This window comes from Catellatospora sp. NPDC049133 (assembly GCF_040648455.1).
Classification (GTDB): Bacteria; Actinomycetota; Actinomycetes; order Mycobacteriales; family Micromonosporaceae; genus Catellatospora; species Catellatospora aurea.
In genome coordinates, this window is the sequence record NZ_JBEZDT010000021.1 from 42,480 (window position 1) to 63,165 (window position 20,686).

Genomic DNA, 20,686 nt, shown 5'->3' on the forward strand with positions numbered 1-20,686 from the left:
AGGTAGCAGTCACCCGCCAGGTTACGGAGAGAACATGGGCGAGGTTGCGGACAAAGCTCCCGGATGGGACGCCATCGAGTCGGCGGTCGCCACCAAGGTGGCTGATCGGAACCCGCTCCACTGGGGCTCGAACAAACTCCCTGGCCAGGGCCTGTACGGATTGAGCGCGTACCGATGCGCAGAACACTGGCTGCTGGTGACGTTCGGCCTGACCGAACTCTTTTCCAAGGACAGTGACGACCCGGAGGTCAGCGGCTGGGGTTTCGAGCTGACGATGCGCGTTCCACTGGATGGAGAACAGCCGCCCGCATGGTCCCTGCGCCTGCTTGAGCGACTGGTCGACTACGTGTTCACGAGCGGCAGGGCCTTCGCGGAGGATCATCGCATGGACCCGGGCGGCCCGATCACCGGCAAGGACACCACCCGCCTCCGGGCCATCGCATTCGCCGCCGACCCGGAACTGCCGCCGATCGACTCACCCCACGGTTCAGCACGGTTCCTGACCGTCGTCGGGATCACCGCCGACGAACTGGACCGCATGAAGGCGACCACGACAGCCGAGGTGCTCAGCGAGCTCGCCACCCGCTCGCCGATGCTCGTGACAGACCCGAACTGCTAGCGCCGGGCGGTTGGCAGCCACTCCTGACTAGGCTGTCGGCACATGGATGCGATCTTCCGGCTTCCGGCCGAATCCCCGCTGGCCGCAGCCATCACCGAGGACTGGGGCCTGCTGCCGCTGCGCGTGCCCATGGGCTGGAACGTCATCTACAACACACTGCTGGTCCGACGCCTGCCAGATGGAAGAGTCGAGGCCAACGACTCTGAGGACCTGTATTGGGCACGCACCGCACGACCGCCGTGGCTGACCGAGCAGGAGGCGGCGCGCAAGGGCGGCCTGCAGGCTCGGGAGATCAACATCGACGCCGGCTGGTATCACAGCTGCGGCTTCCGCATCGTTGTCCTAGACCCCGACTGGGACCATGAGCGAGCCTCCCACACCACTTCCGACCTCGAAGAGTTCGTCGTCGTCCTGGAGGGATGGCTACGGATGATCACCGAGCGTGAAGAACTTCCGGCGTCGTGAGGTCGGTGTAGGCGCACATCGGGCCGGTCATGCGGAACGGCCGGTCACCACGCCCGCGCAGGTCACGATGTCCAGCGATCGCGCGAGCACCGCTCACTCGATACGTTCGCCCGAATGATCGGTTCACCGGGCGAGCAACTACCATAAGCCGTGACCACTCCTTACTGGACCCGGCCTGAGCCGCCGTACCACGTCGCCATCTTCACGATCACGCCGAGCGGAACGGATCCCGAAGGCTACGCCGCAATGAACGAGCAGATGGTCACCCTGGCCGAAGCCCAGCCCGGCTACCTGGGCCGGGAGTCGGCGGTTCTGCCGGACGGCAGCGATCTGGTCGTCATCTACTACGCCGACGCCGAATCGATCCACGCCTGGAAGCGAAACCCCGAGCATGTGCTGGCACAGCAGCTCGGCCGGCAGAAGTGGCTTGCGCGTTACCGCGTTGAGGTGGCACATGTCGAGCGGGCATACGAGTTCGCCGCAGGCCCATGCGCGGATGCGGAACGGGATGCCGAATAGGGCAGCGGCAGCCCTCTCAAGTCAGCTGACTCAGCATGGAAGCACCCAGCGGCTTTCTGCCTTCGATTCCGTCCACCGCGCGCCATCCTGCCGTGGTAGAACCGGGCTCGGCGAAGTTGGCAGCCACCGGCTTGGCAGTGGCTTACCGCGAGTACTCGATAGCGCACGGGGTGCCCGAGGACGCCATCCTGATCGATGCTCGGGCAGTACCGCGGATCTATCTGGCGCAACGCTTCCGCCACGGCGTCCGCCACGTGTCCGTACAGGATGACGCCCCGCCGCTCACCCATTCATCCGCCTATTCTCAGCTGAGCCCGATACCCGGACGTCGGGCACCACCCGGCAGCCACCTCCTGCACCGAGGCGCGTCGCCACATCAGCGATTCAAACAGACGCCTCCGACTGGTGCGGTCGGCTTGTCGAGCACCTAGGTGCGGCGTCGCGCGGCATCCGGGTCCTCGGCAGCGCGGTTGCTCTCGTGCCAGGCCGCAAGGCATTCGTTGAGATCTGCGACCGCACGTTCGGCAAGGCTCGGCCCGCTCGACATCCCGTAACTTCCGAGCTCCTTGAGTTCGACCCGCTGATCCGGCTGTCCCTGCCGCATCCGAGTCACGACCGGGGCAGACGCCCCGGCGCCACCCGCTGCGGCAGAGTTGAGTCCGCCCAGCGTGATCTGCGAGATCTCACTCCAGGCAATCCTCGTCGTCTTGGTCACGCCCCTCACCGTGATGCCCTGCGGACCGGCTGATACGCCGACGAACAACGCCCGAACCGCTCCCACCAGCAGAAGGCCGGTCATCACCGCGAAGCCGATGCCCGCCCACCATCCCCCCGGGTGCTCGAAGCACCCGATGGTGCTGGCGGTCGACGTCAGCGCCATCACCGACATCACCAGGCACAGGACGATGTTCCAGAACGGGGAGCGCCAGCTCTTTCGCATGGGCACACGGTAGATCACCGATGCTGCTGCCCGGCCGTATTTTTGCGGCAGGTGCCCGGCTTACGCCGGATGTCAGCCGTGGCCTACGCGAGCGCCGCCCGGACCTGGCTGAGACCTTGCTCGCCGCGTACCCACACACGGACACAGCGGGTACGCGGTCCATCGCTGGTGTAACTCATCGCGTCACGTATGGCGACGTTCTCGCCCAAGAGCCAGCGGGAACACGGCCCTGACGCCTCAGCCACCTCGGTGAGTCCATCCAGCTGTGCCGCCAGGTGGTCGACGAGCGCCACCCAGCCGGATCCGGCGGCAGGCTCATGCCAGGGATGCCAGGACGCCACCTGGTCCAGAACGGCATGGTTCTCGATGAGGTGGTACACCGACGGCGCGATCTCCAGGAACGGGCCGCCGTCGGTCACCCCGACCCGCCCGTCGGTGTGCACGGCATACGCCACCGGTGACGAGATGTGCTCGCCGATGAATTCGAAGTGCCAGCCTCGCACGTCGCGCCGCATCCAGTCACCCAGGTCGAAGTCCCACCAATACTGGACCTCGTGAGCGCCGCCGGGCATGAGCACGCTCTGGCGCACCATGTACTGAAGCCCGCCGAAGCGGGCCGCGAACCCTTCCCTGCGGATCACGAGCTTCATCGGAGCCGGGATCAGGCTACCCGTCCGGTCGCGGACGCGGTGAAAGTCGGTCGCCAGGCGCGGGCTGGATTCGGTTTTGCGCCAACCGGTTCGGGCCAGGAGGTCTCGAGCGCGTTCAGACAGCCCGGTCGGGTCGTCGAGGATGTGCACACATGCTTCCCACATGCCTTGAAGTCAGGTGCATCTTATGCCGTCAGCGGGTCAGGCGAGCCGCGGCCGCCGCCCAGTCCGCATCGTTGCCCTGCGGCTCGAAGCGGCGCACCGGCTGCGTGTCGCGGATCAGCTTGCGCAGGTCCGCCAACTCGCCGCCGACCGCGCCGAGCGCGCGGGCCTGGACCAGGATGTTGCCGAGCGCGGTCGCCTCGACCGGCCCGGCGAGCACCGGCAGCCCGCATGCGTCGGCGGTGAGCTGGCACAGCAGCTCGTTGCGCGCTCCCCCGCCGACGATGTGCACGACGTCGACCTCCCGCCCGGACAGCCGCTGGGCGTCGAGGATCGCCGCGCGGTGGGCCAGGGCGAGGCTGTCGAGGATGCAGCGCACCGTCTCCGCCGGTGTGCCCGGCACCGGCTGCCCGGTCCGGCGGCACGCTTCGGCGATCCGCGCGGGCATGTCGCCCGGCGGCAGGAACACCGGGTCGTCAGGGTCGATGACCGAACGGAAGGCGGCACAACGAGCCGCCGCCCGCAGCAGCGGCTCCACATCGTCGTCTCTCCAGACCCGCTGGCATTCCTGCAGCAGCCACAGGCCCATCACGTTGCGCAGGTATCGGACGGTGCCGTCGACGCCGATCTCGTTGGTGAAGTTCGCCGCCCGGCTCTGCTCGGTGAGCACGGGCCGGTCCAGCTCGACCCCGACCAGCGACCACGTGCCGCAGGACAGGTACGCGAACCGCTCGCCCCGCGCCGGCACACCGACGACCGCCGACGCGGTGTCGTGCGAGGCCACGGTGGTGACCTGCACAGGTCCGAGTCCGGCATCCGCCTTGAGCACGCCGACCGCCTGGCCGGGCTCACGCAGCGGCGGCAGGATGCCCGCGGGGATGCCGACCTGCCCGGCCAGCTCCGCCGCCCACGTGCCGGTGTTCACGTCGAGCAGCTGCGTCGTCGAGGCGTTGGTGCGTTCCGCGCCGATCTCGCCGGTCAGCCAGTACGCCAGCAGGTCGGGCATCAGCAGCAGCGTCCGCGCCGCCGCGAGCTGCGCCGTGTCACGGGCGGCGACGAGCTGGAACAGGGTGTTGAACGGCTGCAGTTGCAGTCCCGTGGTCGCGTACAGCCGTTCCGGCGGCACCTGCCGCAGCACCCGCTCGATGACCCCGTCGGTGCGCGAGTCCCGGTAGTGCACCGGGTTGCCCAGCAGCCGCCCGTCGGCGTCGAGCAGGCCGTAGTCGACGGCCCACGAGTCGATCCCGATCGAGTCGACCGGCCCGGCGTCGCGCAGCCCGTCGAGGATGCTGCGATACAGGTTCAGCACGTCCCAGTGCAGGGTGCCGCCGGCGCGTACCGCGGTGTTGGCGAAGCGCGCGACCTCGGTCAGTTCCAGCAGGTCCGGGCCGACCCGGGCGGCCATCACCCGGCCGCTGGCCGCGCCGAGGTCGACGGCGGCGACCCGGGTCGTGGCCGTCCGGGCGCTCATCGCAGGAACGCCGCGGCGACCCCGGCGTCGACGGGCACGTGCAGGCCGGTGGTGTGGGACAGTTCGGCCCCGGCGAGCACGAAGACCGCGTTGGCGACATGCTCGGGCAGCACCTCCCGTTTGAGCAGGGTGCGCTGGGCGTAGTACTCCCCTAGCTTCTCCTCGGGCACCCCGTAGACGGCGGCTCGCTTGGCCCCCCAGCCGGAGGCGAAGATGCCCGACCCGCGTACGACGCCGTCGGGGTTGACGCCGTTGACCCGGATGCCGTGCTCGCCGAGTTCGGCGGCGAGCAGCCGCACCTGGTGGGCCTGGTCGGCCTTGGCCGCGCCGTACGCGACGTTGTTCGGCCCGGCGAAGACCGCGTTCTTGCTGACGATGTAGACGATGTCGCCACCAGAACCCTGCGCGATCATGGTCCGCGCGGCTTCGCGGGAGACCAGAAAGGATCCCCGGGCCATCACGTCGTGCTGCCGGTCCCAGTCGGCGGGCGTGGTCTCCAGCAGCGGCTTCGACACCGAGAGCCCGGCGTTGTTGACGACCAGGTCCACCCCGCCGAACGCGAGCGCCGCCGCGGCGAACCCGGCCCGGATCTGTGCCTCGTCGGTGACGTCGACCTCGACCGCGACGGCGGCGTCTGCCGTGCCGATCTCGGCGGCGACCTTGGCCGCCGATTCGGGGTCACGGTCGGCGACCACCACGCAGGCGCCCTCGGCGGCCAGGCGCAGCGCGACCGCCCGCCCGATGCCGGAGCCGCCGCCGGTGACCAGCGCGATTCGGGCCGCGAGCGGCTTGGGCTGGGGCATCCGCGCCAGTTTCGCCTCTTCGAGGGCCCAGTATTCGATCCGGAACTTCTCCGCCTCGGGGATCGGCTCGTACCGGGAGACCGCCTCCGCGCCGCGCATGACGTTGATCGCGTTGACGTAGAACTCCCCTGCCACCCGGGCGGTCTGCTTGTCGCGGCCGAAGCTGAACATGCCCACGCCGGGCACCAGCACGATCGCCGGGTCCGCGCCGCGCATCGGCGGCGAGTCGGCGTCGGCATGACGCTGGTAGTAGGCGGCGTACTCGTCGCGGTAGACGGCGTGCAGCTCCCGGAGCCGGGTGATCGTCTCGTCGAGACCGGCCGTGGGCGGCAGGTCGAGCACCATGGGGCGGACCTTGGTGCGCAGGAAGTGGTCGGGGCACGAGGTGCCCCGCGCGGCCAGCCGCGGGTGCTCGGCGGCGGCGAGGAAGTCCAGCACCTCGGCGGTGTCGGTGTAGTGGCCGACCTGGCGACGGTCGGTGGAGGCCAGGCCGCGCAGCACCGGCGCGAGTGCCGCCGCGCGGGTGTGCCGTTCCGGTGCGGGCAGCGGCTCGTACTCGGGCAGCCGCGCCCCGAACGGCTCGGGGCGGCCGCGCTCGTCGAGGAACGCCTGCGCGGTGCGGATCATCTCGATCGAGCGCTGCTCGCACTCGTCGCTGGTGTCGCCCCAGGCGGTGATGCCGTGGCCGCCGAGGATCACCCCGATCGCCGCCGGGTGTGCCCGGCGTACGGCGGCGATGTCCAGGCCGAGCTGGAACCCGGGCCGCCGCCACGGCACCCACACCACCCGGTCCCCGAAGCACTCCTTGGTCAGCGCCGGCCCGTCGGCCGCCGTGGCGAGCGCGATCCCGGCGTCAGGGTGCAGGTGGTCGACGTGTTCGGCGTCGAGCAGCCCGTGCATGGCGGTGTCGATCGACGGGGCCGCGCCGCCGCGCCCGTGCAGGCAGTAGTCGAACAGGCCGACCATCTCGTCCTCGCGGTCGACGCCCGGGTACACGTCGGCCAGGGCCCGCAGCCGGTCCAGGCGCAGGGCCGCGAGCCCGGCCTCGGTCAGGGTGCCGAGGTCCCCGCCGGAGCCCTTCACCCACATCAGCCGCACCGGCTGCCCGGTCGCCGGATCGATCTCCTCGCCTTTCGCGGAGGTGTTGCCACCGGCGTAGTTGGTGTAAGCCGGGTCCGCGCCGAGCCGGTGGGAGCGGCCGAGCAGCTCGTTTTTGGCGGCCATCACGCGCCCCAGCCCGCGGCCTGGCCCTGCGCGCGCTCGTCGCGGATCTTCTCGAAGTACCCCGAGCGCTTGTAGGCGCCGATCGGGTCGGGGTCCAGGCCCATGTCCTCGCGCAGCTCGCGCAGCATCGGGCGCACGTCGGTGTGGTAGGCGTCCATCAGCGCGGCGTTGGCTTCGAGCACGTCACCGGCCTGCTGCGCGGCGGCCAGCGCGACGTGGTCGACGAGCAGCGCCTTGGCGGTGGCCTCCTGCACGTTCATCACCGACCGGATCACCGCGGGGATCTTCGGTTCGATGTTGTGGCACTGGTCGAGCATGTACGCGATCCCGGCGGCGGGCTCCAGCGCCCCGGCGAGCACGATCTCGTGCATGATCCGGAACAGCTGGAACGGGTCGGCCGACCCGACCATCAGGTCGTCGTCGGCGTAGAAGCGGGAGTTGAAGTCGAATCCGCCGAGGCGTCCGGCGCGCAGCAGCATCGCGACGATGAACTCGATGTTGGTGCCGGGAGCGTGGTGGCCGGTGTCGATGACGACCTGGGCGCGCTCGCCGAGCTGCGTGCAGTGCAGGTAGGCGGTGCCCCAGTCGGGCACGTCGGTCATGTAGAAGGCCGGTTCGAACAGCTTGTACTCCAGCAGCATCCGCTGGTCGGGGCCGAGCCGGCCGTAGGTCTCGCGCAGCGCGGCGGCGAGCCGGTCCTGACGGGTGCGCACGTCGTCCTGGCCGGGGTAGTTGGTGCCGTCGGAGAACCACAGCTTCAGGTCGCGGGATCCGGTGGCGTCCATGATGTCGACGCATTCGAGCAGGTGGCCGACGGCTTTGCGGCGTACGGCCGGGTCGGCGTTGGTGACGCTGCCGAGTTTGTAGTCGTCGTCCTGGAAGACGTTGGCGTTGATGGTGCCCAGGGTGATGCCCAGGTCGGCGGCGTGGCGGGCCAGGTCGGCGTAGTCGTCGACCTTGTCCCAGGGGATGTGCAGCGCCACGGTCGGGGCGACGCCGGTGAAGCGGTGCACGGTGGCGGCGTCGGCGATCTTCTCGTACGGGTCGCGGGGCACGCCCTGCTGGGCGAACACCTTGAACCGGGTGCCGGAGTTGCCGTACGCCCAGGAGGCCGTCTCGATGCGCTGCCCGCGCAGGGTCGAAAGCACGCGCGACCTGGTCTGCGGCGCGAGGTCGGTCATCACTGGTCTCCTAGCTGGTCTTCAAGGTGGAACACCTCGGTGAGCACGTGCATGTGCTGGTCGGGTCGGCCGGTGTCGAAGAACCCGGCCATCTGCGCCTGCCAGCGGGCGTTGACGTCGGTGCGGTCCATGGCCGCCAGGGCGGCGTCGAAGTCGTCGGTGAGCAGGTAGCCCACCAGCAGGCCGTCCTCGCGCAGGAACAGGCTGTAGTCGGTCCAGCCGGTGTCGCGCAGCGCGGCGAGCATGTCGGGCCAGACCTGGGCATGGCGGCGCCGGTACTCCTCCAGCCGGTCGGGTCTGACCTGGAGGGTGAAGCAGATCCGGCGCACGCCATGCCTCCTTACCGGGTCAGAAGTTGAACTGGTCGACGTTGGACGCGTTGAACGTGAACGGGTCGCCGAGCAGCACGGTGGCGTCCTTGCCGACGGTGTACTCGCCGAGCTTTCCGGCGGTGAACTTGTCACCCTCCTTGCCGGTGATCAGGCCGGACGCCAGCGCCCCACCGGCGTACGCGGCCAGGTAGCCGAGGTCGGCCGGGTTCCACAGGGCGAACGCCTTGACGGTGCCGTCCTTGACGAACGCCTTCATCTGGTTCGGCGTGCCCAGCCCGGTCAGCTGCACCTTGCCCTTGTACGTGGATCCGGACAGGTAGCGGGCGGCCGCGGCGACGCCGACGGTGGTCGGCGAGATGATGCCCTTGAGGTTGGGGTGTTTGGCCAGCAGCGCCTGGGTCTCGGTGAACGACTTCTGGTCCTGGTCGTCGCCGTAGACGGTGTCGACGAGCTTGAGCTTGGCGTACTCGGGCTTGCCGAGTTCGGTCTTCATCAGCTCGATCCAGGCGTTCTGGTTGGTGGCGTTCGCGGTCGCCGACAGGATCGCGATCTCGCCGCCGTCCGGGCCGACCGCCTCGGAGATCAGCTTCACCTGGTTGGCGGCGATGCCCTCGGCGGTGGCCTGGTTGATGAACAGGTCGCGGCAGGTCGGGTTGGTGTCGGAGTCGAACGTGACGACCTTCGCGCCGGCCTGGCGGGCCTCGTTGAGCGCGCCGCAGATGGCGTCCTTGTCGTTGGCGGACACCACGATCACGTCGGTGTTCTGCTGCGACAGCGTGTTGATGTAGCTGACCTGCGCCGACGGGCTGGCCTCGGACGGGCCGGTCTCGCTGTAGCTGCCCTTGATCTCCTCGACCGCGGCCTTGCCGCCGTTGTCGGAGGTGGTGAAGTACGGGTTGTTGACCTGCTTGGGCAGGAACGCGATCTTCAGGCCGGTCTTCATGCTGCCCGTCGACTCGCCGGGGGTGGTGCCGTCGCCGCCGTCCTCGGCGCAGGCCGCCGTGGCGAACGTGAGCGCCGTCAGGGCGGCCATCGCCACCAGGCGTATCCGCTTCGTGCCTGATCTCATGGGAGTGCTTCCTTTCATCGGGGGTGGCCGCGAGGAGCAGGCGGCGTCAGGAAGAGGGCGAAACAGTGGTGGTTCGCCGCCGGCGTAGCCGCTCGCGCAGCATCGCGGCGACATTCGGTCCGACGACCGAAGCGATCAGCAGGGAGCCGGTGATCACCGTCAGCGTGTTCGCCGGCACGTACGCCAGCTGCAGCGCGTTGCGCAGCACCCCGAGCAGGGCGACGGCGGCCAGCACGCCCAGCAGCGCGCCCCGGCCCCCGAAGATGGACACCCCGCCGAGCAGGACCGCGGCGACGACGGCCAGTTCCAAGCCGCTGCCGTTGTCGGCGCGGGCGCTGGCGAACCGAAGCGTCCAGAACACCCCGGCGAGCGCGGACATCGCGCCGGACGCGACGAACAGCCAGAACTTGGTGAGCCGCACGTTGACCCCGGCGAAGCGCGCCGCCTCGGCGTTGTTGCCCATCGCGTACAGGCCGCGGCCGATCGGCATGGCGTGCAGGACGACCGCGAACACAACGGCCAGCGCGGCGACGACCAGGATCATCCACGGGATGGTGGTGCCCGGCAGCGGCTGGATCGCCGTGGTGGTCCAGGTCGTCGGGTAGTTCGCGACGGCCCGGTCGCCGAGCACGACGTAGGCCAGGCCGCGGTAGAGGGCCAGGGTGCCGATGGTCACCGCGAGCGACGGCAACCCGAACCCGGTGACGAACAGTCCGTTGACGGCCCCGAGCACCGCGCCCAGCAGCAGGGCGAGCGCGATCAGCAGGGGCAGCGAGGTCACCCCCGACACCCACAGCTGACCCATCACCGAGCAGGTCAGCCCGAGCACGCTGGCCACCGACAGGTCGATCTCGCCGGTGATGACGATCAGGGTCATCGGCAGGGCGATCAGGGCGATCGGGATCGCCTCCAGGACCACGAAGCGCCAGAACCGGGGGCTGGCGACGCCGTCGATGGTCAGCGCGCCGATCACGGCGACGGCGACCAGTGCCAGCAGCACGACCACGTCCCAGGTGCCCAGGGCGCGGCGGATCCGGGCGACGGGCTCAGACATGGGCCTTCCTCTCTCGCAGGCTGCGCGCGACGCGGGCCGACAGCGCCCGGTCGAGGCCGATCGCGGCGAGGATCAGCGCGCCGACCGCGGCGTCCTGCCAGAACGGGTTGATGCCGAGCACCGGCAGCGCGGCCCGGATCGTGGTCAGCAGGACCGCGCCCAGGGCCGCGCCGTAGACCGAGCCGCTGCCGCCGAAGATCGCCACGCCGCCGACGACGACCGCAGCGACGACGTTGAGTTCGGTGCCCAGGCCCGCGTTGGCGTCGAGGGTGCCGAACCGGGCGGCGTGCAGGACTCCGGCCAGGCCCGCGAGCGCGCCGCTGGCCACGAACGCGTAGAAGACGCGGCGGCCACTGGGGATGCCGGACAGCCGGGCCGCGGCCGGGTCGGAGCCGATGGCGTACAGCTCGCGGCCGCTGCGGTGGTTACGCAGCACGTAGCCGACGGCGACCAGGACCAGGGCGGCGAACAGGGCGAGCACCGGCACGCCGAGCACTGTCGCGGTGCCCATGCGCAGAAACGCGGCGGGCATGTCGGCGGCGTTGATCTGCCGGCCGGTGGCCCACATGTAGTCCACGCCCCGGAACATGTACAGCGTGCCGAGGGTGACCACGAGCGCGGGCACCCGGGCGGCGGCGATCAGGCCGCCGTTGACCGCGCCGAGCACCGCCCCGAGGGCCGTGCCGACGACCAGCATCAGCGGGATCGGCAGGCCGGGCACGGCGACGAACACCGCCCCGGTCGCGAACGCCGACAGGCCCAGGATGGAGCCTACGGACAGGTCGACGTTGCGGGTGATGACCACGACGGCCTGCCCGACGGCCAGGATCGCCAGGATCGTGGAGCCCAGCAGCAGGTCCTTGAGGTTCTGCGCGCTGAGGAAGCGCGGGTTGACGATCGTGGTGGTCACCACGAGCAGCACCAGGGCCAGGGCGATGCCGAGTTCGCGTACGGCGAAGGCGCGCCGGGCCAGCCTGGCTCCGCCGGTGGTGGCCGTCTCGGCGGGGGCGGTGTCGACGGCGGTCATGCGGCGGCCGCCTGCCCGGTCGCGGCGAGCATGACCGACTGCTCGTCGGCCCGTGCGCGGCCGATGTCGGCGGTCAGCCGTCCCTCGTGCATCACCAGGACGCGGTCTGCCATACCGAGCACCTCCGGGAGTTCGCTGGAGACCATGAGCACCGCGACGCCGTCGGCGGCCAGCTGCGACAGCAGCCGGTGCACCTCGGCCTTGGTGCCGACGTCGATGCCGCGGGTGGGTTCGTCGACGATCAGCACCTTCGGCGCGGTGGCCAGCCACTTGGCCAGCACGACCTTCTGCTGGTTACCGCCGGACAGGGTGGACACCGGGTCGGTGAGCCGGCCCGCCTTGACCTGCAGGCGCTGTGCCCAGGTCGTGGCGGCGCGGCGCTCGTCGCCGCCGAACAGCAGCCCGCCGCGGGTCAATCTCCAGCGGCGCGGCAGGTTGGTGTTGCGTTCGACGGACAGCTCCATGACCAGGCCCTGCTGGCGGCGGTCCTCGGGGACCAGGGCGAGTCCGGCGCGGATCGCGGCGGCGGTGTCGCCGTTGGGCAGGCGTACGCCGTCGACGGCGACCTCGCCCGCGTCGTGGCGGTCGACGCCGAAGACCGCCCGGCATACCTCGCTGCGTCCCGCGCCGACGAGCCCGGCGAGCGCGACGATCTCCCCGGCGTGCACGGTGAAGGTGACGTCGTCGAACACGCCGCGCCTGGTCAGGCCGCGCACCTCCAGCCGGGGCTCGCCGGGGATGGTGTCCTGCTTGGGGTACATGGCGGAGACCTCGCGGCCGACCATACGGCGTACGACGTCGTCGACGGTCAGCGTGTCGGCGGGGTCGGTGGAGACCCACCGGCCGTCGCGCATCACGGTGACGGTCTGGCACAGGGCGAAGACCTCGTCGAAGCGGTGCGAGATGAACAGCACCGCCGTGCCGGCGTCACGCAGCGAGCGGGCGACGGCGAACAGCCGCTCGACCTCGATCCCGGACAGGGCCGCGGTCGGCTCGTCCATGACCAGGACCCGCGCGTCGAGGGAGATGGCCTTGGCGATCTCGACGAGCTGCTGGTCGGCGATGGACAGTCCGCGGGCGGGCCGGTCGGGGTCGAGGCGCACACCGAGCCGGGCGAACAGTTCGTCGGCGCGTTCGCGCATCGCGGCGTAGTCGACGCGGCGCAGGCTGCGCAGCGGCTGGCGGCCCATGAAGATGTTCTCGGCGACGCTGAGGTCGGCGAACAGCGTCGGCTCCTGGTAGATGACGGCGATCCCGGCGGCGCGGGCGTCGGCGGGATCGGCCGGCAACAGCGGCCTGCCGTCGAGGGTGACGGTGCCGGCGTCGGGGGCGTGCACCCCGGCGAGGATCTTCACCAGCGTCGACTTGCCCGCGCCGTTCTCGCCGACCAGCGCGTGCGCCTCGCCGGCGTGCAGCTCCAGGCGGACGTCCCGCAATGCCGCGACGGCGCCGAAGGACTTGCTGACGCCGGCGAGCGTGAGCAGTGGTGTCGGCACGTGGACCTCTTCTCGGATCACTACCTTGTGAAACGTTTCATCCGCCCGTTAGGATGACGTTAGAAGTCAGATCTACTGCCCGTCAAGGGTTTCTCCGCAGTTACCGAGTTGTTACGTTCGATCTCCAGGGAGCGAGAGTTGATTCATTTCAACGGCGGCGCGCCCCCGCCACGGTCGGGACCCGACACTCCGATCACGACCTCCCGAGCGCCGGTGCCCGCATGCGGGTAGCCCTGTTCGCGACCTGCCTCGCCGACGCGATGTTCCCGCACGCGGCCCAGGCAACCGTGACCCTGCTCGAACGGCTCGGCCACGACGTCGCCTTCCCCGCCGGGCAGACCTGCTGCGGGCAGATGCACATCAACACCGGCTACCGCCGCCAGGCCCGCAACCTGGTGCGCCACCACACCGACGTGTTCGAGCCCTACGACGCGATCGTCGCCCCGTCCGGCTCGTGCGTCGGCTCCGTGCGCCACCAGCACACCACCATCGCCCGCGACGCCGGCGACGAGCGCCTCGCCGCCCGCACCGCGCAACTGGCCACCCGCACCTGGGAGCTGTCGGAGTTCCTGATCGACGTGCTCGGCGTCGAGGACGTCGGCGCGTTCTTCCCGCACCGGGTCACCTACCACCCCACCTGCCACAGCCTGCGGATGCTACGGGTGGGCGACAAACCGCTGCGCCTGCTGCGGGCGGTGCGCGGCATCGACCTGGTCGAACTGCCCGCCGCCGAGCAGTGCTGCGGCTTCGGCGGCACCTTCGCCCTCAAGAACGCCGACACCTCCGCCGCGATGCTCGCCGACAAGACCGGCCACATCCTGGCCACCGGCGCCGACGTCGTCACCGCCGGAGACGCGTCCTGCCTCATGCACATCGGCGGCGGCCTGTCCCGGCTGGAGTCCGAGGTCCGCCCCCTGCACCTGGCCCAGATCCTCGCCGCCACCGACGGGAGCAGGCCATGACCACCTTCCTGGGTATGCCGCACGCGCCCCGCGGCGTCGGGCAGCTGCGCGGCGACGAACCGTTCCCCGCCGCCGCCCACAAGGCCCTCGCCGACCAGCAGTTACGCCGCAACCTCGGCCACGCCACCGCCACCATCCGCGGCAAACGCGCCCGCGCCGTCGCCGAACTCGCCGACTGGGAGCAGCTGCGCGAAGCCGGGGAGGCGATCAAGGCCGCGACCATGGCCCGCCTCGACGAACACCTCGTCGCGCTGGAAGCCGCCGTCACCGCCCGCGGCGGGCACGTGCACTGGGCCCGCGACGCCGTCGAAGCCAACCGGATCGTCACCGACCTGGTCCGCGCCACCGGCGCCACCGAAGTCGTCAAGGTCAAGTCGATGGCGACGCAGGAGATCGGCCTCAACGAAGCCCTGGAATCGGCCGGCATCACCGCCGTCGAGACCGACCTGGCCGAACTCATCGTCCAGCTCGGACACGACAGGCCCAGCCACATCCTGGTCCCGGCCATCCACCGCAACCGCACCGAGATCCGCGACATCTTCCTGCGGCACATGCCCGGCGTCGACCCCGGCCTCACCGACGAGCCACGCCGCCTGGCCATGGCCGCCCGCGCCCACCTGCGCGCCAAGTTCCTCACCGCGAAGGTCGCGGTCTCCGGGGCCAACTTCGCCGTCGCCGAGACCGGCACCGTCACCGTCGTCGAGTCCGAGGGCAACGGCCGCATGTGCCTCACCCTGCCCGACACGCTCATCACCGTCATGGGCATCGAAAAGGTCGTGCCCACCTGGACCGACCTGGAAGTGTTCCTCCAGCTGCTGCCCCGCTCCTCGACCGGCGAGCGGATGAACCCCTACACCTCCACCTGGACCGGCGTCACCCCCGGCGACGGCCCGCAGGAGTTCCACCTCGTACTGCTCGACAACGGGCGCACCGCGGTGCTCGCCGACCCCGCCGGGCGCAGCGCGCTGCACTGCATCCGCTGCTCGGCCTGCCTGAACGTGTGCCCCGTCTACGAACGCACCGGCGGGCACGCCTACGGCAGCGTCTACCCCGGACCGATCGGCGCGATCCTGTCCCCGCAGCTGACCGGCATCGAGGACAACAGCTCCCTGCCGTACGCGTCCAGCCTGTGCGGCGCCTGCTACGACGTCTGCCCCGTGCGCATCGACATCCCCTCGATCCTCGTCCATCTGCGCGGCGAGCACGTCGAAGCACGCACGCGCGGGCGGCTGCCCTCGGCTGAGGCGCTCGCCATGGCCATGGCCGCCTGGGCCATGGGCGGCCCGCGCCGGTTCCGGTTCGCCGAGCGCCTGCTGCGGCTCGGGCGGGTGTTCGCCCGCTCCGGGCGCATCCGAAGCCTGCCGCCGCCGCTGTCGGCCTGGACCGCCGCCCGCGACCTGCCCGCCCCGCCCGCGCAGACGTTCCGGCAGTGGTGGCGCACCCGCCCCGGGGACGGCCCCCGATGAGCGCGCGCGACGAGATCCTCCACCGCATCCGCGCCGCGAACGGCCCCTCCCCCGCGGCCGTCCCGGTCCCCCGCGACTACGCCACCACCGGCGCGTACGCCCCCGGCGCCCCCGAACTGCTGGACCTGCTCGCCGACCGCCTGCGCGACTACCGGGCCGCCGTGCACCGGTGCGCACCGGCCGACCTGGCCGCCACCCTCGCCGAGCTGACCCGGGGCTGGCGGGTCGCGGTGCCGGACGGGCTCACCGTGCCGGGCGCGGTCCCCGACCGGCCCGCCCTCAGCCACACCGACCTCGACGGCGTCGACGCGGTCCTCACCGCCTGCGCGGCGGCCTGCGCCGACACCGGCACCATCGCCCTCGACGGTGGGGCGGGCCAGGGCAGGCGGGCGCTGACGCTCGTCCCCGACCGGCACGTCTGCGTCATCCACGCCGAGCAGGTCGTGCAGACCGTCCCCGAACTGCTGCGCCGCCTCGACCCGGCGCGGCCCCTGACCCTGATCAGCGGCCCGTCGGCGACCAGCGACATCGAACTCGACCGCGTCGAAGGCGTGCACGGCCCGCGCACCCTCATCGTGGTCATCGTCGACGGGGGCGTGCCCGCCGGTCCGATAGTGTCCACCGGAAGCAGGGGATGAGGGAGCGATGGCGGTGACCGGCATCAAGGAGGTGGCGCGGCGCGCGGGGGTGTCCCTGGGCACCGTCAGCAACGTGCTCAACCGCCCCGACAGCGTCGCCCCCGCCACCCGCAAGCGGGTCCTCGACGCCATCGACGAACTCGGCTACGTACGCAACGACTCCGCCCGCCACCTGCGCGCCGGCAGCAGCCGCACCGTCGCGATCGTGGTGCTGGACGTGTCCAACCCGTTCTTCACCGACGTCGTGCAGGGCGCCGAAGCCGTCGTCGAGGCCGCCGGCGGCATGCTCGTCGTCTGCAACAGCGGCCAGGACCCCGCCCGCGAGGGCCGCCACCTGGCCACTCTCGAGGAGCAGCGGGTCCGCGGCCTGCTCATCACCCCGGTCGAGAACGGCCGCCACGAACGCCTCGAACGCCTCGTCGAACGCGGCATCCCGGTGGTCCTCGTCGACCGCGGCTCCGGCCAGCTCAACCGCTGCTCCGTCGCCGTCGACGACGTGCTCGGCGGCCGCCTGGCCGCCGCCCACCTGGCCGAACTCGGCCACCGGCACATCGCGTTCGTCGGCGGGCCGGCCAGCATCGCGCAGGTCGCCGACCGGCACGCCGGTGCCGCCGCCGCCCTCGCCGAACACGGCGGCGGCGTCGAGCTGGAGGTCTTCGAGACCAAGGCGCTGTCGGTGACCGCCGGACGGCAGGCCGCCGAGGACATCTGCGTCCTGCCGCGGGGCAGGCGGCCCACGGCGGTCTTCTGCGCCAACGACCTGCTCGCGCTCGGGGTGCTGCAAGGGCTGACCATCGGCGGGCTGCGGGTGCCCGAGGACATCGCCCTGGTCGGCTACGACGACATCGACTTCGCCGCCGCGGCCGCCGTGCCGCTGACGTCCGTCCGCCAGCCCCGCGAGCAGCTCGGCCGGACCGCCGCCCAGCTGCTGCTGGAGGAGGCCGACACCGACACCGCGCACGGCCACCGGCACGTCGTGTTCCAGCCGCAACTGGTCGTCCGCCAGTCGACCGCCGCGCCGCGCCGCTGACCCGCTCACATCCTGCCCGGCGGCTGCCAGAACACCGCCGCCAGGCGCGGCACGAACAGGCTCGGCACCACCAGGAACACCACATACTGCATCGGCCAGGACACGAACACCATCAGCGGCAGCCGGTCCGGCACAGCCGGGCCCGGGAAATGGGCGTACGCCCAGTGCCAGTGCACCGCGTTCGGCACCTCGAACGCCACCGACACGAGCACCGACGCGAGCGCGATCGCCGCGAACGGCACCCAGTAGCGGCCCGCCACCGCCGACACCAGTGCCCCGCTGAGCAGCGCCACCCCGGTGAACGCCAGCACCGTGTACCCGAACGGCGGCGCGGCCGGGCTCGGACCCGTCACGTCGAACACGAAGCCGCGCTGGGCGTACCAGCGGATCGACAGCACGGCGAAGACGGCGAGCGCGGCCGCGCCGACCGGCCACAGCCGCACGGGACGCAGCACCGGCCGCCGCCGCACGGCCGCGTCGAGCACCGCCTTGGCCGCCAGATAACTCTCCACGATGAACAGCCAGTACAGCGCGAACCCCGGCAGCAGCGCCAGCAGGTAGAACCAGGTCGTCCACCACGGGTAGTACCAGAGCCGCCCCAGCCACTGCGCGACGATCTCCAGCACGAGCCCGGCAGCCGCGCCGCACGCCAGCAGCCTCAGCACCATCAGCGGATCCCGCACGACCAGGTCCCACAACGACGTACCGCCGAACGCCCCGCAGATCCCCTCGCCGCAGATGATCGCCCCGACCGCGAACAGCGCCGAACTCAGCCCGAGCAGGACTACCGGCACGACGGGCAGCCCGAAGACACTCTCCTGCGGCGGCGCGAGCACCCACGCGGGCACCGCCATCTGCAGGCAGGACACCGCGACGAGCACCGACCCGATCCCGATCTTCCAGATCGCCGCCCGCCGCACCCCACCAGTATCCCGCCACCACCACCCTGACCAGCCCCGACCAGCAGAAAGGAAGGGCACCTTCACATCGGTATACGTTGTGGAAGGTGCCCTTCCTAACCGGCGAAGCCGGGGCCCGGGCCGGTCTGCTGGTCGCCCTGGGCGACCCAGCCGGCGACGAGCACCAGGCCCGACGGGCGGTGGCGGGCGACGAACGCGAACGGCCGGTCCAGCAGCACCCGCACCTGCAGCGGGCGCTTCGACGGCGGGGCGCTGCCGGCCCGCAGCGCGAACGCGGTCACCACTGCCGCCTCGAAGCCCTCGGCGGTGAACGACGCGGTCAGGTCCTGCGCCGCCGCGCCGACGCCCAGCGGGAAGTCGCTGACGCCGGGCAGCCGCTGCGCGCGCAGATCCGACACCGTACGCAGCCCGAACACCTCGGCGTGGGCGAGCAGGTCGTGCGACGACGCCACCGTGAACCGGGGCAGCGCGGCCAGCAGCCGGGGCGTGTCGTCGTGCCCCGACCCGAAGCCCACCGTGACCCCCGGCGCCGTGTCGCCCTCACCGAACTGCGAGCCGCGACGCGACGGCTCGGCTGCCGGGGCGTCGACGGCCGCGGTCAGCACCGCGGCGGCCGGGGCGTCGGGCAGTCCGATGGCCAGGTCGACGTCGATGCCGTTGTCGCCCTCGACGGTCAGCACGCTGACCGGACCGGCCGCGGTGTCGTACACGGCGAGCCGGTCGCAATCGGTGGTGGTCCGGCGCAGCCCGGCCAGCCGCTGCCCGGCCCACGGGCCTTCGGCGGCCCCGAGCATCCCGTCGGTGAACGGGTGCGTCCAGCGGGTCCTGGCCACGAGCGCCGACGCCAGCACCAGCAGCGTCTCCGGGTTGACCTGCACCGGCATCCGGTTCAGCAAACCGTCGGTCTGTTCGCGTACCCAGGCGTCCAGCACCGCCTGCTCGGCGGCCACACCCACCGCGCCGGGCGGCAGGCTGTCGCGCCACTCGGCGTGCAGCTTCAGGTCGGGGCTCACCCAGGCGCCGATCGCGGCCCGCAGCCCGGGTGCCGTCCGCAGCAGTTCGACCACCGCGGCCGCACCTGCGGCAGCGTCGCCCGCAGGCAGGCCGACCGCCGCCGTCAGCTCGTCGCGGCCGTGGCCGTCCGCCGCAGGGGCGAGGTAGGCCAGCAGGGGCCACACTCCGGCCCCGGAGACGGCCGACGAACCGCCGGACCCGATCGTGGCCACCCATCGCCGCGTCAGCGCGTTCGCGCCCGCCACCGCCGTCTCGATCACGGCGACACACTATGCCTCATCGGCAACCACGACGCCGGTCGCCTTGCGGGTCAGCAGGTGCTCGATGTCAGAGCAGCTCTCGCGGCTCGACGTGCGACGAATGCAGCGCGCCCGCCAGTGCTGACCGCAGCACGGCGGCGTCGCCGATCCCGTCGCTCGCCGCGCTCAGATGCAGCGCGACCGTGCCGCCCGGGGTCTCGGCGACGACCGCGTTGACCCGGTCAGGCCCGGCGACCCCGGCCGGATGCTGCATGGCCAGATTCATTACCACGGCGTACGCGGGTCCGGGCGCGGCGGCCAGCGCCTGCGGCACGACACCGACGTGCGAGGCGGAGGTCACCGGGTCGCCACCGCCCAGTGCGGCCTGTGCCACGGCGCGCACGACCTTGCGCGGCAGGTATGGCACGAGGGGCAGCAGCGCGGTGAACGCGGCGTCCTGCTCTCGCATGGCCACCAGCGTGCGCTTCACCTCGGCGCGGACGAACGCGACGTCCCCGACCCGGTCGGCGGGCAGGTCGAGCCGCACGGTGGTGAGGGCGTTGGCGGACACGTCGTCGCCGTCGGCGCGGCTGTTCACCGGCACGCCGATCAGCGCCCGCCCGTCGGCGGTGACCCGTCCGGCGGCTACCGCCACCTGCGCGGCGACCGCCACGAAGAGCGCGTTGGACGTGCCGCCCGCCGTGGCCGCCGCGCTGTGCCACGCCCCCGCGTCGATCAACGCCACGGCCGTGAGCGGGCGGGCGTGGGAGGTAGTCGGCGCGGGCGACACGGTTCCCCGGTCGGCCCGTAGTGCGGTGGCGGCAGCCCTGACCGCGCCCGGCAGCCCGGCGGCGGCCTGCCCGATCGCGGTGAGCAGCCCGGGGCGGCGGCTCCGGTACGGGGCGGCGGTGTCGCCATCGGCTGCGGCGAGCACGTTCACCAGGCCGACGCCGTCGGTGAGCGCGTGCGACACCACCAGCGTCACCGCGTGACCGCCCCCGGCCAGCGGCCGTACGGCCAGATGCCAGGGGTGACGGCACGGGTCGACGGCAACCTGGGCGCGGTCGTCCAGCCACGCCGTCACGGCGCTCCGCTCGACCGGGTCCGTCGCGACGGCGACCTCGGGCACGGCGGCCAGCGGCCCCCAGTGGTCCCGGCCCCCGAACGCCGACGCGGGCACGATGACCCGCCCGAGCTGCCGGGACCGGGCCAGGCGCGCGGCGAGCGCACCGACCCGATCGACGTCGGGCGGGCCGTCCGCCAGCCAGGTCACCTGGGCGAGCACGACGCTGTCCAGGGCGTTCTGGGCCCGGTATGCGGCCTGGTCGAGCAGGTTGAGGGGCACGGCCATGCACCGGACTGTAGGCGCGGCGGGACGGGGCGGGCATCGGCCGATGCGAGTTCG

General features: G+C 71.8%; 20 protein-coding genes. 7 read left to right on the forward strand and 13 right to left on the reverse strand.

The genetic code is table 11. The features are described from left to right. Nucleotides 1–34 precede the first annotated feature (34 nt). The 3 genes from AB0B35_RS23495 (at nt 35) to AB0B35_RS23505 (ending at nt 1,603) form a co-directional block, all read left to right on the forward strand. Nucleotides 35–619 (forward strand): suppressor of fused domain protein, encoded by a 585-nt coding sequence (locus AB0B35_RS23495; RefSeq protein WP_361048911.1) that lies wholly within the window; start codon nt 35–37, stop codon nt 617–619. A 42-nt stretch (nt 620–661) separates the two neighbouring features. After that, nucleotides 662–1,084, forward strand: a complete 423-nt coding sequence (locus AB0B35_RS23500) for a hypothetical protein (RefSeq protein WP_361048913.1) — start codon at nt 662–664, stop codon at nt 1,082–1,084. Between the two features lie 150 nt (nt 1,085–1,234). Further along, nucleotides 1,235–1,603 (forward strand): antibiotic biosynthesis monooxygenase, encoded by a 369-nt coding sequence (locus tag AB0B35_RS23505; protein ID WP_361048915.1) that lies wholly within the window; start codon nt 1,235–1,237, stop codon nt 1,601–1,603. A 427-nt stretch (nt 1,604–2,030) separates the two neighbouring features. Here the strand turns inward: AB0B35_RS23505 and AB0B35_RS23510 are convergent, their stop codons facing one another. The 10 genes from AB0B35_RS23510 to AB0B35_RS23555 form a co-directional block, all read right to left on the reverse strand. Continuing rightward, a complete protein-coding gene (locus tag AB0B35_RS23510; protein WP_361048917.1) occupies nt 2,031–2,543 on the reverse strand; it encodes a PH domain-containing protein in 513 nt (170 codons plus the stop codon). Between the two features lie 83 nt (nt 2,544–2,626). Next, complete coding sequence (locus tag AB0B35_RS23515) at nt 2,627–3,343, reverse strand: hypothetical protein (protein ID WP_361048919.1); 717 nt, start codon at nt 3,341–3,343, stop codon at nt 2,627–2,629. Nucleotides 3,344–3,386: 43 nt separating this feature from the next. Next, nucleotides 3,387–4,826 carry a rhamnulokinase family protein gene (locus AB0B35_RS23520; RefSeq protein ID WP_361048921.1) on the reverse strand — a complete coding sequence of 480 codons (1,440 nt, stop codon included), beginning with the start codon at nt 4,824–4,826 and terminating at the stop codon, nt 3,387–3,389. Then, the gene (locus AB0B35_RS23525; protein WP_361048923.1) at nt 4,823–6,853 is read right to left on the reverse strand and encodes a bifunctional aldolase/short-chain dehydrogenase; all 2,031 of its coding nucleotides are present in this window, start codon (nt 6,851–6,853) and stop codon (nt 4,823–4,825) included. Before AB0B35_RS23525 ends, AB0B35_RS23520 begins: the two co-directional genes overlap by 4 nt. Next, on the reverse strand, nt 6,853–8,034 hold the full coding sequence (gene rhaI, locus AB0B35_RS23530) for an L-rhamnose isomerase (RefSeq protein WP_361048925.1): 1,182 nt from the start codon (nt 8,032–8,034) through the stop codon (nt 6,853–6,855). The genes AB0B35_RS23525 and rhaI overlap by 1 nt, the downstream gene beginning before the upstream one ends. Then, the gene (locus AB0B35_RS23535) at nt 8,034–8,363 is read right to left on the reverse strand and encodes an L-rhamnose mutarotase (protein ID WP_360532954.1); all 330 of its coding nucleotides are present in this window, start codon (nt 8,361–8,363) and stop codon (nt 8,034–8,036) included. The genes rhaI and AB0B35_RS23535 overlap by 1 nt, the downstream gene beginning before the upstream one ends. 19 nt (nt 8,364–8,382) lie before the next feature. Beyond that, nucleotides 8,383–9,435, reverse strand: coding sequence for a rhamnose ABC transporter substrate-binding protein (gene rhaS / locus AB0B35_RS23540; protein WP_360532957.1), 1,053 nt, complete (start codon nt 9,433–9,435; stop codon nt 8,383–8,385). 46 nt (nt 9,436–9,481) lie between these two features. Beyond that, nucleotides 9,482–10,489, reverse strand: coding sequence for an ABC transporter permease (locus AB0B35_RS23545; protein ID WP_361048927.1), 1,008 nt, complete (start codon nt 10,487–10,489; stop codon nt 9,482–9,484). Continuing rightward, a complete protein-coding gene (locus tag AB0B35_RS23550) occupies nt 10,482–11,516 on the reverse strand; it encodes an ABC transporter permease (protein ID WP_361048929.1) in 1,035 nt (344 codons plus the stop codon). Before AB0B35_RS23550 ends, AB0B35_RS23545 begins: the two co-directional genes overlap by 8 nt. Further along, nucleotides 11,513–13,012: a sugar ABC transporter ATP-binding protein gene (locus AB0B35_RS23555; protein WP_361048931.1), complete on the reverse strand. Its 1,500-nt coding sequence runs from the start codon at nt 13,010–13,012 to the stop codon at nt 11,513–11,515. Before AB0B35_RS23555 ends, AB0B35_RS23550 begins: the two co-directional genes overlap by 4 nt. A gap of 221 nt (nt 13,013–13,233) precedes the next feature. Here AB0B35_RS23555 and AB0B35_RS23560 point away from each other — a divergent pair, with 221 nt between their 5' ends. The 4 genes from AB0B35_RS23560 to AB0B35_RS23575 are packed head-to-tail and all read left to right on the forward strand — an operon-like array spanning nt 13,234 to nt 17,108. After that, on the forward strand, nt 13,234–13,974 hold the full coding sequence (locus AB0B35_RS23560) for a (Fe-S)-binding protein (RefSeq protein ID WP_361048933.1): 741 nt from the start codon (nt 13,234–13,236) through the stop codon (nt 13,972–13,974). Further along, nucleotides 13,971–15,440: a LutB/LldF family L-lactate oxidation iron-sulfur protein gene (locus AB0B35_RS23565; RefSeq protein WP_361048935.1), complete on the forward strand. Its 1,470-nt coding sequence runs from the start codon at nt 13,971–13,973 to the stop codon at nt 15,438–15,440. Before AB0B35_RS23560 ends, AB0B35_RS23565 begins: the two co-directional genes overlap by 4 nt. Continuing rightward, on the forward strand, nt 15,437–16,078 hold the full coding sequence (locus AB0B35_RS23570; protein ID WP_361048937.1) for an LUD domain-containing protein: 642 nt from the start codon (nt 15,437–15,439) through the stop codon (nt 16,076–16,078). Before AB0B35_RS23565 ends, AB0B35_RS23570 begins: the two co-directional genes overlap by 4 nt. Before the next feature lie 13 nt (nt 16,079–16,091). Beyond that, a complete protein-coding gene (locus AB0B35_RS23575; protein WP_361048939.1) occupies nt 16,092–17,108 on the forward strand; it encodes a LacI family DNA-binding transcriptional regulator in 1,017 nt (338 codons plus the stop codon). Between the two features lie 5 nt (nt 17,109–17,113). Here AB0B35_RS23575 and AB0B35_RS23580 read toward each other — a convergent pair whose 3' ends face one another. The 3 genes from AB0B35_RS23580 to AB0B35_RS23590 all read right to left on the reverse strand — a co-directional run bounded on the left by AB0B35_RS23580 (nt 17,114) and on the right by AB0B35_RS23590 (nt 20,632). Beyond that, on the reverse strand, nt 17,114–18,028 hold the full coding sequence (locus AB0B35_RS23580; protein ID WP_361048941.1) for a hypothetical protein: 915 nt from the start codon (nt 18,026–18,028) through the stop codon (nt 17,114–17,116). 95 nt (nt 18,029–18,123) lie between these two features. Continuing rightward, a complete protein-coding gene (locus AB0B35_RS23585) occupies nt 18,124–19,302 on the reverse strand; it encodes a serpin family protein (protein WP_361048942.1) in 1,179 nt (392 codons plus the stop codon). Between the two features lie 67 nt (nt 19,303–19,369). Continuing rightward, the gene (locus AB0B35_RS23590) at nt 19,370–20,632 is read right to left on the reverse strand and encodes a hypothetical protein (protein ID WP_361048944.1); all 1,263 of its coding nucleotides are present in this window, start codon (nt 20,630–20,632) and stop codon (nt 19,370–19,372) included. Nucleotides 20,633–20,686: the final 54 nt, after the last annotated feature.